This window comes from Streptomyces sp. NBC_00654 (assembly GCF_026341775.1).
Classification (GTDB): domain Bacteria; phylum Actinomycetota; class Actinomycetes; order Streptomycetales; family Streptomycetaceae; genus Streptomyces.
This window is the reverse complement of sequence record NZ_JAPEOB010000001.1, coordinates 1,050,623-1,063,957: the sequence shown is the minus strand read 5'-3', so window position 1 is coordinate 1,063,957 and position 13,335 is coordinate 1,050,623. Positions and strand designations below refer to the sequence as shown.

Annotated in this window: 13 protein-coding genes; 5 read left to right on the top strand and 8 right to left on the bottom strand. The window is 70.3% G+C overall.

From position 1 onward, the window contains the following. Positions 1–10: 10 nt before the first annotated feature. The 4 genes from OHA98_RS04600 (at position 11) to mscL (ending at position 3,007) form a co-directional block, all read left to right on the top strand. Positions 11–367 (top strand): FmdB family zinc ribbon protein, encoded by a 357-nt coding sequence (locus OHA98_RS04600; protein ID WP_266922813.1) that lies wholly within the window; start codon positions 11–13, stop codon positions 365–367. A gap of 85 nt (positions 368–452) precedes the next feature. After that, complete coding sequence (locus OHA98_RS04595) at positions 453–1,400, top strand: S-methyl-5'-thioadenosine phosphorylase (RefSeq protein ID WP_266922812.1); 948 nt, start codon at positions 453–455, stop codon at positions 1,398–1,400. A gap of 267 nt (positions 1,401–1,667) precedes the next feature. After that, positions 1,668–2,387 (top strand): hypothetical protein, encoded by a 720-nt coding sequence (locus tag OHA98_RS04590; RefSeq protein ID WP_266922811.1) that lies wholly within the window; start codon positions 1,668–1,670, stop codon positions 2,385–2,387. A 113-nt stretch (positions 2,388–2,500) separates the two neighbouring features. Beyond that, positions 2,501–3,007, top strand: coding sequence for a large conductance mechanosensitive channel protein MscL (gene mscL / locus OHA98_RS04585; RefSeq protein ID WP_266922810.1), 507 nt, complete (start codon positions 2,501–2,503; stop codon positions 3,005–3,007). 4 nt (positions 3,008–3,011) lie between these two features. On the opposite strand, the gene OHA98_RS04580 is transcribed toward mscL, so the two are convergent. The 8 genes from OHA98_RS04580 to pflB all read right to left on the bottom strand — a co-directional run bounded on the left by OHA98_RS04580 (position 3,012) and on the right by pflB (position 11,824). Beyond that, positions 3,012–3,239 (bottom strand): hypothetical protein, encoded by a 228-nt coding sequence (locus OHA98_RS04580; protein ID WP_266922809.1) that lies wholly within the window; start codon positions 3,237–3,239, stop codon positions 3,012–3,014. Positions 3,240–3,278: 39 nt separating this feature from the next. After that, positions 3,279–3,656, bottom strand: coding sequence for a hypothetical protein (locus tag OHA98_RS04575; protein WP_266922808.1), 378 nt, complete (start codon positions 3,654–3,656; stop codon positions 3,279–3,281). Next, positions 3,653–4,387, bottom strand: a complete 735-nt coding sequence (locus OHA98_RS04570; protein WP_266922807.1) for a ubiquinol-cytochrome c reductase iron-sulfur subunit — start codon at positions 4,385–4,387, stop codon at positions 3,653–3,655. Before OHA98_RS04570 ends, OHA98_RS04575 begins: the two co-directional genes overlap by 4 nt. Continuing rightward, entirely contained in the window at positions 4,384–4,986 is a 603-nt protein-coding gene (locus tag OHA98_RS04565; RefSeq protein ID WP_266922806.1) for a 4Fe-4S dicluster domain-containing protein, read from the bottom strand. The genes OHA98_RS04570 and OHA98_RS04565 overlap by 4 nt, the downstream gene beginning before the upstream one ends. A 7-nt stretch (positions 4,987–4,993) precedes the next feature. Beyond that, entirely contained in the window at positions 4,994–7,318 is a 2,325-nt protein-coding gene (locus OHA98_RS04560) for a molybdopterin oxidoreductase family protein (protein ID WP_266922805.1), read from the bottom strand. Further along, entirely contained in the window at positions 7,315–8,478 is a 1,164-nt protein-coding gene (locus OHA98_RS04555; protein ID WP_266922804.1) for an MFS transporter, read from the bottom strand. Before OHA98_RS04555 ends, OHA98_RS04560 begins: the two co-directional genes overlap by 4 nt. A gap of 138 nt (positions 8,479–8,616) precedes the next feature. After that, entirely contained in the window at positions 8,617–9,411 is a 795-nt protein-coding gene (pflA, locus tag OHA98_RS04550) for a pyruvate formate-lyase-activating protein (protein ID WP_266922803.1), read from the bottom strand. Positions 9,412–9,565: 154 nt separating this feature from the next. Next, complete coding sequence (pflB, locus tag OHA98_RS04545) at positions 9,566–11,824, bottom strand: formate C-acetyltransferase (RefSeq protein ID WP_266922802.1); 2,259 nt, start codon at positions 11,822–11,824, stop codon at positions 9,566–9,568. A gap of 315 nt (positions 11,825–12,139) precedes the next feature. Between pflB and OHA98_RS04540 the strand changes: the two genes are divergently transcribed. Continuing rightward, positions 12,140–13,219, top strand: a complete 1,080-nt coding sequence (locus OHA98_RS04540; protein ID WP_266922801.1) for a P1 family peptidase — start codon at positions 12,140–12,142, stop codon at positions 13,217–13,219. The last annotated feature ends 116 nt before the right edge of the window (positions 13,220–13,335 follow it).

Below are 13,335 nucleotides of genomic sequence, written 5' to 3'. Positions count from 1 at the left end.
GGAGGAGCAAGTGCCGACCTATCAGTACCAGTGCACCGCGTGCGGCGAGGGCCTCGAGGCGGTGCAGAAGTTCACCGATGATGCCCTGACCGTGTGCCCGAGCTGCGACGGACGCCTCAAGAAGGTGTTCTCTGCGGTCGGCATCGTCTTCAAGGGTTCCGGTTTCTATCGGAACGACAGCCGTGGCTCCTCGTCGAGCAGCACACCGGCGTCGTCGGGCTCGAAGTCGTCCGATTCCGCATCCACCTCGTCGTCGACGGGTTCGGACGCGAAGTCGACCGCTTCGTCTTCTTCGTCGTCCTCTTCTTCCTCCTCGTCGTCGTCCTCATCCGCGTCGACTTCGTCGAGTGGTACGTCGGCCGCCTGAGCCCTCGTACAACCGCACGCCTCACCGGGACCCCGCCGATCGACTCGGCGGGGTCCCGGCGTTTTCCCCCCGATACTGTGGCCGCATGGCGAACGAAGAGGCGCATTCGGGAACGGGTACGGGAACGGGTGGTACGGGCGTGGGTACCGGCACGGGTACGGGCGTGGGTACGGGTTCATCGACGGCTTCGGGCACGTCAGCCGCGGGCGCGGAGATCGGTGTCATCGGTGGCTCGGGCTTCTACTCCTTCCTGGAGGACGTCACCGAGGTTCGCGTGGACACCCCGTACGGGCAGCCCAGCGACTCGGTCTTCCTCGGTGAGATCGGTGGCCGCCGGGTGGCCTTCCTGCCCCGTCACGGACGCGGCCACCACCTGCCGCCGCACCGCATCAACTACCGCGCGAACCTCTGGGCACTGCGCTCCGTGGGAGTGCGTCAGGTGCTCGGACCGTGCGCGGTCGGCGGACTGCGGCCGGAGTTCGGCCCCGGGACCCTGCTGATCCCGGACCAGTTGGTCGAGCGCACCAAGGCCCGTCCCCAGACGTATTACGACGGTGAGACCCGCGCCGACGGGGCCGTGCCGAACGTCGTGCATCTGGGGTTCGCGGACCCCTACTGCGCCGAGGGCCGCAAGGCCGCGCTGGCGGCGGCGCGCGGGCGCGACTGGGAGCCGGTGGACGGCGGGACGCTGGTCGTCGTCGAGGGCCCGCGCTTCTCCACCCGGGCGGAATCGCGCTGGCACGCGTCGATGGGCTGGTCCGTGGTCGGGATGACCGGGCACCCCGAGGCCGTGCTCGCCCGCGAACTGGGGCTCTGCTACACCACGCTGACCCTCGTGACGGACCTGGACGCGGGTGCCGAGGCGGGCGAGGGCGTCTCCCACGAAGAGGTGCTGAAGGTGTTCGCGGCCAACGTGGACCGGCTGCGCTCGGTGCTGTTCGACGCCGTGACCGCGCTGCCGGCCACCGAGCACCGCAACTGCGCGTGCGTCCACGCCCTGGATGGGATCGACACGGGCATCGAGCTGCCGTAGGGCGGGTGCGCGGCAGGCGGTGCGCGGCCTGCGGTGCGCGGCCTGCGGTGCGCGGCCTGCGGTGCGCTGATCCGCGCGCATGGGTGTTGTGGTGGATGTGGGTGTTGTGGTGGATGTGGGTGTTGTGGTGGATGTGGGTGACGGAGTTTTCCACAACGCCGGGGTTGTCCACAGGGCTCAGCGGCATTCCGGCTGACGGTGGATCGTGAGGGGAGTTCGGCCGGGACGTCCGGCCGGGCTCCCCTCACTCGATTCCAGGTGGCGCCCATGTTTCCGACCGCTCCTTCCACGTCTCCCGTCCCTTCTGCCGCTTCTCACGTTCCGCCCGCTTCTCCCTCCGCTTCTTCCTCCGCCTCTCTCTCCGTTTCTCCCTTTGGCTCTCCCTCCGCTTCTCCCCCCGGTCCGCCCTCCCGCTTCCGCTCGGACACCGGTGTCGGGCCGTCCTGGCCGCCGGTGTCGGCGCCCGCGCCGGTCGGGGTGCCCCCGTTCGCACCGCTGCGGGTGCGTGGCGGCGGGGGCCACCGGCTGCGGCGGATGGTGCGCAGGCAGCGGCGGGCGATGGCTGCGGGGCTCGCGCTGACGGCGGCCGCGCTCGCGGCCTCCGGTCTGGGCGGCGAGGAGGGGAGGGCCGCTTCCCCGGGTGCGGCTCCGGAGGCCGGACGGCTGTCGGTACGGCTGGTGTCGGCGCCGGTCCGGATCGCGGATGCGGCGACGGTCCGTCTGCTGCGGCCTGGCGACAGGGTCGATGTGATCGCGTCCGACGACGCGCGGGGGGAGGCACGGGTGGTGGCGAGAGACGTACGGGTGGCGGAGGTGCCACGGACCTCCGTGGAGGGAGCGGATCTCATGGGCTCGGGCGGCGGGGCCGGTTCGGGCGAAGGCGGCGGGGCGCTGGTGATGCTCTCCGTGAAGCGGGAGACGGCGGTGGCGCTGGCCGGGGCGGGCGTGACGGGCCGACTGGCCGTGGCGGTGTCACATGCGTACTGACATGCTGCCAAGTCACCCTGGGGAAGTACCGAATTGGACAGTTTCGCCTTCGCCCGCCTTAGGTTGCGGAGCAGTTCGCTCCCCCTACGGCACATGCGAAAGAAGGCTCACCTGTGAGCGAGAAAAAGGTCAGTCTGCTCGAAGGCTTCAAGGCCTTCCTGATGCGCGGCAATGTGATCGACCTCGCGGTCGCCGTCGTCATCGGTGCCGCCTTCACCAACATCGTGAACGCGATCGTCAAGGGCGTCATCAGCCCCTTGGTCGGTGCGTTCGGCACCCAGGACCTGGAGAAGTACCGCTACTGCCTGAAGGCCCCCTGCGTCACCGACCCGAAGACGGGCACGACGGAGGGCATCGAGATCCTGTGGGGTTCGGTGCTCAGCGCGGCGCTCAGCTTCCTGATCACCGCCGCGGTCGTCTACTTCCTGATGGTGCTGCCGATGGCCAAGTACCTCGCCAGGCGGGCAGCGATGCAGGCTGCCAAGGAAGGCGTGCAGGAGACGCTGGAGGTGAGCGAGCTGGAGGTCCTCAAGGAGATCCGCGACGCCCTTGTCGCCCAGCGTGGCAGCGGGTCGGGCGACGGCGGTGGCACGGCCCTCGGACAGGAGCGCGGCCAGTAGCGGCTCAGATGTGGTGGGGCGGCTTCTCGTCGAGGAAGCGCGCCAGATCGGCGGCGCTGCCGCCGGCCGGAGGCCGCTCACCCCACCCCCGGTCCGTATCGTCCGCGGACTGCTGGTCCAGTGGATCGTCGAAGATCAGAACCGGCTTGGGCTTCGGTTCCCGCGGCGGCTGCTCCTGGTGCTGCTGCTGCGGCTTCGAATCTCGCGGTCCGGGGGCGGGGGCGGTGCTCATGTTTCCAGGGTACGGCGGCTCCCCGCGGGGTGACGGCCGTCAGCGGTCCTTCGGGTCGATCAGCCAGAGTCCCAGTACGACGAGGAACGACAGGCAGAGGAAACCGGCCCCCCACCAGGCTGTTCCGGTGTTGCCCTCCATCCATTCGTCGATGATCACCGTCAGACCCCAGAGCTGCCCGATGACCACGGTCATGGCGAGGGTGAGGCGGGCCGTCAGTTTCGAGGAGCGCTCGGGTTCCTGGTCGGTTCCCGCGCCGGGACCGGGGCCGGTGTGCCGGACCCGTGGGTCTCCGTAGCCGCTGGTGGCGCGGATCTGCGGATAGCGCTCATGGACGGGACGGTTCAGTTCGGGGCGGGCGCTGCCCGGGTGGTACTCCGGGTACCGCGGGTCCGAAGGCTGCCGGTGTTCGCTCATGTCCGCCTGCCGGGGGTCTCGGCTCGGGCCGCGCCGTCGGCGGTGCCGGCTGCCGTTGCCGCTCCGGCGGCTGCGGCGGCACGGGGTGGTGCCTCCGGGCCGCCCCCGGTGCCGGGGCATCCGATGCGGGAGGCAAGGTCCGGGCGGTCATCACCGAGCTGGCGGCAGAGCCCTTGCTCGATGCTCTCGCCGGAGCGTGTGGTGCCGATCGCCCAGACACTGCCGTCGGTCTGTTCGGTGAGGACCACCTTGGGCAGTCCGCGGGGCGGCGGTCCGGCGGTGACCTCTCCGGACCGGGCGTCGAAGACGCCCTCGTGGCAGGGGCAGTACAGCTCGCCCTCCGTTCCCCGGTCCTTGCGCCAGAGCACGGCACAGGCGAGATGGGTGCAGACCGCGGAGTAGCCGACGAGGGTGCCGTCGTTGAGCCGGACGGCGACGGCCCTGTCCTCCTCGCCCGGGTAGCGGAAGGCGATGGATTCGCCGGGCAGGAGCTGGGGGGTGATCCGCTTGGGCTCGGGGGCCTTGCCGTCCTCCCCGTCGCCGTGGCGGTGCAGGATGCCGCTCGCCACACCGAGGCCGCCGACGGCGAGCCCGCCGGAGACCGTGGCGACGATCCGGAGATAGTCGCGCCGGGTGGTCAGGGAGTCGGCGGCGATCCGGTCGTGGAGCGCCTCGCGCGGGTCTCCGCCGTTGCCCCGGTCGCTGCCCGGCTGCTGTTCGGTGACGCTCATCGGCGGACGTCCTTCCCGTTGATCTCGACGACGGGAAGACCGCCGGGTACCGGCCACTGGACCTTGTCGGCGGGGACGACCATGGCCACGCCGGTGCGGACCTCGGTCTCGCCGAACACGAAGGTGTCTGCCACCTGGACGCCGGGGCGTTCGGCCTGGAGCTCCTCGACCGTCCCGTAGAAGAGCGCTCCGGTGGGGCAGACGGTGGCGCACATGGGGGCGAGACCGTAGGCGGTCCGGTCGTAGCAGAGGTTGCACTTCATCTGCAGCTTCGCCTGGAGGTCGATCTTCGGGACACCGAAGGGGCAGGCGTTGACGCAGTTGGCGCAGCCGATGCACCGGGTGGTGTCGGCCTGCTGCACCACACCGTCCGCGGTGACCAGGATCGCGTCGGCGGGACAGACCTCGGCGCACGGGGCGACCGGGTCCTCGCAGTGCATACAGACCGTGGGAAGGGAGGCGACGGACCGGCCCTCGTCGGTGTAGTCGAGGTGGATCATCGATTTGCCGCGGTGCGAGTCGCATTCGCGGCAGGCGGAGACACAGGCCTGGCAGCCGATGCAGCGCCCCGGGTCGATGAAGATCGTTCTGCCCATCATGCGGGGCTCAGCTCCTCTCCGAGGTGCCACGGCCCTGCGGGGCGGTGGGAGGCAGCGGGTCGGTACGGGACACCTGGGTCTCCGGATAGGCGACATGGCCGGGGGCGACCGGAGGCGCGGGGACCTCGTCGATCTTCTCCGCGTGCTCGATGCGGCACGCGCACACCTTGTATTCGGGGATCTTGGAACGGGGGTCGAGGGCGTCGATGGTGAGGGCGTTGGCCGAGGTGGGGACCGGCCAGTGGTACGGGATGAAGACGGTGTCGGGGCGGATCGCCTCGGTGACCAGGGCGGGGAAGACCTCGCTGCCGCGCCGGGTGACGACGCGGACGGGTTCGCCGTTGCGGAAGCCGTGGGAGGGATGGAGCTCGGCCCAGGGGCGCGGGGTCTGTTCGACGAGGGCGCCCAGGCGGCGGGTCTGGTTGCCGGAGAGGAAGTGCGCGACGGTGCGTCCGGTGGTGAGCGACATGGGGTGCTCGTCGTCGTACGGGTCCATCGGCGGGTGCCACTCGACGACCTGCATATGGATCTTGCCGTCGGGGTGGTAGGTCTTCCCGTCCTCGAAGAGCCGGGGGGTGCCGGGGTGGTCGGTGGAGGGGCAGGGCCAGGCGATACCGCCGGTCTCCTCCAACCGTTCGTAGGTGATGCCGTAGTAGTCGTTGACCGTGCCGGCGGAGGCGACGCGCAGTTCGTCGAAGACCGCCCGGGAGTCGGCGAAGGCGAACTTGTCCCCCGCGCCGAGGCGCCGGGCGAGCTCGCACATCACCCAGGTGTCGGTGCGTACGCCGGGGGGCGGGTCCTGGGCCTTGTTGTGCTTGACCACCCGGGCCTCGGCGTTGGCCATCACCCCGTCGTCCTCGGCCCAGGTGGTGACGGGGAAGACGACATGCGCGTTGGCAGCGGTCTCGGAAAGGAAGAAGTCGAATTGGGCATGGAATTCAGTGGCGTCGTACCCCTCCTTGACGACCTTGTAGTTGGGGAGGGAGACGAAGGGGTTGTTGCAGATGCCGATCAGGCCCCGGATCTCGCGGCGCTGCATCTGCCAGACCATTTCCATCATCGAGGTACCGGCGGGCGGGAGTTCGGACTCCTCGATGCCCCAGATCTCGCAGATCTGCCGTCGGTGCTCCTCGTTCATGATCGAGCGTCCGCCGGGAAGGAGGTCGGACTTCTGGCCGTGTTCGCGGCCGCCCTGCCCGTTGCCCTGGCCGGTGATGGTGCCGTAGCCGGCTCCGGGCCTGCCGATGTGGCCGGTGGCGGTGCAGAGGTTGATCACGGAGAGACAGTTCTCGACGCCCTGCGAGTGGTGCTCGATCCCCCGGGCGTGCCAGGCCATGGCCCTGGGCGCGCGGGCGAAGGCGCGGGCGACCTGGACGATCTGTTCGGCGGGGACCCCGCAGATCCCGGCGGCGCGGGACGGTGGGTATTCGGCGGCCTTGGCCCTGACCTCCGCCCAGCCGGTGGCGTGGGCGGCGAGATAGCTCTCGTCGGTGAGGCCCTCCTCGATGACCACGTGGAGCACGGAGTTGAAGAAGGCCGAGTCGGTGCCGGGCTTGAGCGCGACATGGATGTCGGCGGTGCGGGCGATGGCGGTCTCGCGGGGGTCGATGACGATGAGGCTGGCTCCGCGGTCCCGGGCCCCCCACACGTACTGGGTCATCACGGGGAAGCACTCGCCGACGTTGGAGCCCGCGATGAGCAGGCAGTCGGTGAGCAGGATGTCGGAGAAGGGGTTGCCGGCCCGGTCGATGCCGAAGGCGAGCTTGTTGGCGCCCGCCGCGCTGACCATGCAGAGTCTGCCGTTGTAGTCGACGTGGCGGGACTTGAGGGCGACCCGGGCGAACTTGCCGACCAGATACGTCTTCTCGGAGAAGAGGCTGGCGCCGCCGAGAAGCCCGAACGCATCGTTCCCGTGCGCCTGCTGGATGCGCTTGATCTCGGAGACGGTGAAGTCGAGCGCCTCGTCCCAGGAGACCTCGCGGAACTCCTCGTCGCGGGAGCGGCGCATGAGCGGGGCGGTGAGCCGGTCGGGGTGGTTGACCTGCTGGTAGGCGTTGATGCCCTTGGGGCACAGCCGCATCCGGTTGATGTCGTGGTTGCGGGGTTCGACGCCGAAGACCTTGCCTCCACGGTCGACCCGCAGATACATCCCGCACTGGACTCCGCAGAAGCAGCAGTGGGTCGGAACGAGCGTCTCGCCGTTCTGGTCGGCGTGCCACTGGTCGGCCGGGATCCCCCCGGCGTCCCGGAAGCCGCGGGTGCCGGGCGGTGCGAGGGAGGGGTCGAGGGAGAGATGCGTACGGCGGTCGGCAGCTCGCGGATCCGCGGTCACTGGAAGCCCTTCTTCACATGGGAGAGGTAGGCGCTGCCGCGCAGCACCCGCTTGCATCGCGGGCAGTACTCGGCCCATTCGTCGAAGTCGAGCCGGAGGTCGCGCATGGTGCCGCGCAGGTTCTCGACGTACGGCCCCGTGTCGATGGGTTCCTCGCAGCGGCGGCAGGCGAAGACCTGGTCGTCCTTGCGGCCGGTGTACTTGAACAGCTGCATGCCGACCGCGGCCGGGCGCTGGACGATGTGGAAGAACTTCCCGAAGGGGATGTAGATGAGGGTGAAGACCACCGAGACCATGTGGAGGATCGCCAGGAACTCGTAGCCGCCGCCGTGCAGGAAGATCGAGGAGAAGGTGAGCAGCAGGCCCGTCACGGAGATGACGATCAGGGCGATCAGCGGCACCAGGTCGTAGGCGAAGCGCTGGCCGGTGATGGCACCGCGGTCCTTCATCCGGCGCCAGAGGAAGTACGAGGCGCCGGGGATGACGAGCACGGCGGCGATGTCCAGGCCGTGGAACATCAGCCAGCCGAGAATGTTCAGCGAGTCGAAGCCGAGGATCTTGAAGCCCCAGATCCGCATCTCGTAGCCGGGGCCGGAGCCGCTGCCCGAGGTGAAGGTGAACCAGCCCCAGGTCAGCGGGAAGGTGATCAGGGAGGCGAGGATGCAGCCCCAGAAGATCAGCTGGTGGGCGGCCCAGCGGGCGTGCGACCTGGCGCCGAGGAACTTCTGGAAGCCCAGATAGGTGGCGATCATCTTCGGCAGGGCGGTGGGGGCCTTGCGGAAGTTGGCGGCCGAGAAGAGGCTGCGCCAGCCCTGCGTGAACAGGCGGCGGGCGCCGGGCGCGGAGATCCAGACCGTGTAGCGGTAGGCGACACCGAAGGCGAGGAAGACGGTGGCGACGGCGTACGGAAGGAGCGCCGAGTCGAAGTTGTGGAGCATCCGGCTGCCGAACACGATCGCGAGGATCAGCAGGACGGAGACGGCCACCCCGGCCAGCCTCGCGCGGTTGCCGACGGACCGGGCGTCCGGCGCGGCAGGGGCGCCCGGAGCGGATCCGGCGGCCCCCCGGCCCTCGTCGGGATCGGAAGCGGTGCCCGGTCCGGTGGGACCGCCGGGGGTGGGCCGCTCGGCTGAGGCGGAGGCTTCTGGTGGCTCGGTCACTCCGCCACCGTAGGGACGTATGAGGCGTTTGGTCCCGTTTTAGTCGACCAGGGGGTGAACGAGTCGCCCGGACAGTCGTAGAACGGTCACGGAACGGCGAGGGAGGCAGCGGAGCGGCGGACGGGTGGAAGGGCGCTGTCAGACGGCCCGCAGTCCATGGGCCTCGAAGAGCGACCGGGCGGCCGCGACCTGCTCGGGCGTGGGAGAGGGGGTCCCGTGCAGCGTGAAGGGCTTGCCCAGCGCCTGCCACTTGGCCTCGCCCAGCTTGTGGAAGGGCAGGACGTCGACGCGGGACACATTGCCGAGGGAGGCGGCGAACGAGGCGACGCCCTCGATGTTGCCGGGGTCGTCCGTCAGTCCGGGCACCAGCACGAACCGGACGTGCACCTCCTTGCCCAGGCCGGCGAGGCGGCGGGCGAAGTCCAGGGTCGGCTCCAGCTGCCGGCCGGTCACCTTCCGGTAGGTCTCGCGGTCCCAGGACTTGATGTCGAGGAGGACCAGGTCGACATCGCGCAGCATCGCGTCGGTGGCACGCGCGCCGAGGAAGCCGGAGGTGTCCAGGGCCGTGTGCAGGCCGAGCTCGTGCTTGAAGCGGTGGAAGAGCTCACCGGCGAAGACCGGCTGGAGCAGCGGCTCACCCCCGCTGATGGTGGCCCCGCCGCCGGCGGCCCGGATGAACGTCGTGTACTTGGCCGCCTCCGCGACCAGGTCGCCGGCCGCCATGCGCGTACCGCTGCGCATCCGCATGGTGTCGGGGTTGTGGCAGTACAGGCAGGCCAGCGGGCAGCCGGCCAGGAAGGTGACGAAACGCGTGCCGGGCCCGTCGACACCCGTCGACAGGTCCCAGGAATGGACCGAACCGGAGATCGGACGGTGGGTGGCCGCACCCGCCGGAGTGACGGGGGTGAGGGAGTTGTCGAGGATCAGGGCCATGGCAGGGGCCTCCTGTGCGGACGGCTGGCAGTGGGCTGCGGAGCGGGGTGGCGGCGCGCGACGCCGGGGCCCTACGGGGGAAGGGCACCCGACGCCGCGCGGTTCTGGGGGCTCGGCCGGAGCCGGTGGACCGGGGCGGGGGCCCCGGGGCCGGTCAGAGCGAGCCGTGGAAGGTGCGGTTGATGACGTCGAGCTGCTGCTCGCGGGTCAGCCGCACGAAGTTGACCGCGTATCCGGAGACCCTGATGGTCAGCTGGGGATAGTTCTCCGGGTGCTCCATGGCGTCCTCCAGGGTCGCCTTGTTGAGCACATTGACGTTCATGTGGAAGCCGTCGCTGGCCATGAAGCCGTCCAGCACACCGGAGAGGTTCGCGATCCGCTCCTCGGGGGTCCGGCCGAGCGCGTCCGGCGTGATGGTGTTGGTCAGCGAGATGCCGTCCTCGGCGTCGTCGTACGGCAGCTTGGCCACCGACAGCGCGGAGGCGATGTAGCCGTGCTCGTCGCGTCCGTTCATCGGGTTGGCGCCGGGGGCGAACGGTTCGCCGGTGCGGCGGCCGTCCGGGGTGTTGCCGGTCTTCTTGCCGTAGACGACGTTGGAGGTGATCGTCAGCACCGACTGGGTGTGCACCGCGTCCCGGTAGGCGGGGTGCTTGCGGACCTTCTCCATGAAGTCGTGGACGATCCCGCGGGCGAGGGAGTCGGCGCGGTCGTCGTTGTTGCCGTACGCCGGGTAGGTGCCCTCGATCTCGTAGTCGGTCGCGAGCCCCGTCCCGTCCCGGATCACCCTCACCCGGGCGTACTTGACGGCGGAGAGGGAGTCGGCGGCGACCGAGAGGCCGGCGATGCCGCAGGCCATGGTGCGCAGGATCTCCCGGTCGTGGAGGGCCATCTCCAGCCGCTCGTAGGCGTACTTGTCGTGCATGAAGTGGATGACGTTCAGCGCGTGCACATACGTCCTGGCCAGCCAGTCCAGCATCGCGTCGTACCGCTCGGCGAGGGTCTCGTAGTCGAGGTACTCATCGGTGATCGGCTCGAAGCCTTCCACCACGAGCTTGCCGGAGCGTTCGTCGCGGCCCCCGTTGATCGCGTACAGCAGCGCCTTGGCGACATTGACCCGGGCACCGAAGAACTGCATCTGCTTGCCGACCGCCATGGCGGAGACGCAGCAGGCGATCGCCGTGTCGTCGCCGTACTTCGGACGCATCAGCTCGTCCGACTCGAACTGGATCGCCGAGGTGTCGATGGCGACCCGCGAGGCGAACTCCTTGAATCCGGCGGGCAGCCGCCGCGACCAGAAGACCGTGAGGTTCGGCTCGGGGGCCGGGCCCAGGTTGTAGAGGGTCTGCAGGGCCCGGAAGGTGGTACGGGACACCAGCGGGCGGCCGTCCTCACCGATCCCGGCCATCGACCAGGTGACCCAGGTCGGGTCGCCGGAGTACAGGTCGTTGTACTCCGGGGTGCGCAGGAAGCGGACAATGCGGAGCTTGATGACGAAGTCGTCGATGAACTCCTGCGCCTGCTCCTCGGTCAGCAGCTCGCGCCCGATGTCGCGCTGGAGGTAGATGTCGAGGAAGTTGTCGATGCGGCCGATCGACATGGCCGCCCCGTTCTGCTCCTTCACCGCGCCGAGATAGCCGAAGTACAGCCACTGCACGGCCTCGCGGCCGGTGCGGGCGGGGCCGGAGATGTCATGGCCGTACGACATCGCCATGGCCTTCAGCTCGTTCAGCGCCTTGATCTGCTCGGAGATCTCCTCGCGGTCCCGGATGACGTGCTCGGTCGCCCACTCCTCGCCGAGCGCGGCCTTGTCGGCCTCCTTGGCGGCGATCAGGCGGTCGACACCGTAGAGGGCGACGCGGCGGTAGTCGCCGATGATGCGGCCGCGGCCGTAGGCGTCGGGCAGCCCGGTGATGATGCCGGAGGAGCGGCAGGCGCGGATCTCGGGGGTGTAGGCGTCGAACACGCCCTCGTTGTGGGTCTTGCGGAGATGGGTGTAGATCTCCCTGACCTCGGGGTCGGCCTTGTAGCCGTACGCGTCGAGGGCGCCCTCGACCATCCGCCAGCCGCCGTTGGGCATGATGGCGCGCTTGAGCGGGGCATCGGTCTGGAGGCCGACGATCAGGTCACGGTCGGCGTCGATGTAGCCGGGCTTGAAGGCGTCGATCCGGGACGGGGTCTTCACGTCCACGTCGAGGACGCCCTTGGCGATCTCCTCCGGGAACAGCGCGAGGAGCTTCTCCCAGACCGCCGTGGTCCTGGCGGTGGGGCCGGCGAGGAAGGAACCGTCACCCTCGTACGGGGTGTAGTTCTGCTGGACGAAGTCGCGGACGTCGATCGCGTCCCGCCACAGCCCGCCCTTGAAGCCGTCCCAGGCTCCGCTGTCCGTCGTCGTCTCCGCAGCAGCTGCCGTCATGGCCCGTACCTTCCGATTCCGTCCGTGCGCCTCTTTTTCTCTGCCTCCATTCCACGCCCGATTTCCGCTTCCGGATGGCCGCATTGGTCCCCGGCGAAAGGCCAAAGGTCCCCACCGTTTCCGCACGTGCGCGGGCACACCCCTTCTGAACTGCGGGTTTCTCCGGGACTTTGGACCTTAGTTCGCTTGTGAATTCTTTCACAAGAAATTTCCCGGCTCTTGCCGCTCACCCCGCCTGTACGTTCGTCCGCATAGCCCGCAGCATCACCGCCGAGCCGTCCGAGGCCCGAGCAGCCCAGTACCGAGGAGCATGTGATGACCCGTGAAGACCCCCGCCGCCGCCCGGAGCCGCCGAGGAGGGACGCGCTGACCGATGTGGCCGGTATCCGCGTCGGCCATGCCCGGGTGGCCGGAGAGGGCGCCCTGAGCGGAACCACCGTCGTACTGGCGCCCGAGGGCGGCGCCGTGGCCGCCGTGGATGTGCGCGGCGGCGGACCGGGGACCCGGGAGACGGACGCGCTGGACCCGCGCAATCTGGTGCAGCGGGTCGACGCGGTGGTCCTCACGGGCGGCAGCGCGTACGGCCTGGACGCCGCGTCCGGCGTGATGGCCTGGCTGGAGGAGCAGGGCCGGGGCGTCAGGGTCGGCCCCCGCCCGGATCAGGTGGTACCGGTCGTTCCGGCCGCCTGCCTCTTCGACCTGGGGCGCGGCGGTGACTGGCGGGCCCGCCCCGACGCCTCGACCGGCCGCGCCGCGGTGATGGCCGCCGCCGCCTCGGAATCGGGGGCGCCGGTGGCCGAGGGAGCGGTCGGCGCGGGAACCGGGGCGGTGGCCGGGCGGCTCAAGGGCGGCATCGGCACGGCGAGCGTGCGGCTCGCCTCCGGGGTGACCGTCGCCGCGCTCGCCGCGGTCAACGCGGCGGGGTCGGTCCTGGATCCGAGGACCGGGGTGCTCTACGGGGAGTACGGCGCGGGGGAGCCGCCCGCGCATCCGTCACCCGAGGCGCACCGTGAGGCGCTGCGGCGGCTCACACGGGCGCAGGAGGCGCATGAGGCGGCCGGGGGCGGCGCCCCGCCCTTCAACACCACCATCGCCGTCGTCGCCACCGACGCCGCCCTCGTACGGGCCCAGGCCCAGAAGCTGGCGGGCACCGCGCACGACGGACTGGCGCGCGCCGTGCGTCCCGTCCATCTGCTGACCGACGGAGATACGGTCTTCGCCCTGGCCACGGGGCAGCTGCCGCTCACGCCGGGAAATCCGGTCGCGCTGAACGAGATCCTCGCCGCGGGCGCCGACACCCTCGCCCGCGCCATCGTGAAGGCGGTACGCGCGGCCGAGGGGACCGAGGGCCCGGGGGGCGCGTTCCCCTCGTACACGGACCTCTACGGCGGCTGACATGAGCGGCGCCCCTGGGCGGCGGCACGCACCAACGGCAGCCGCCGGGGCATCGTCACCGAGGGGGCGCACAGCGGCCCGACTGACCGCCCCGGCAAGGAAGTTCACCCGAACCT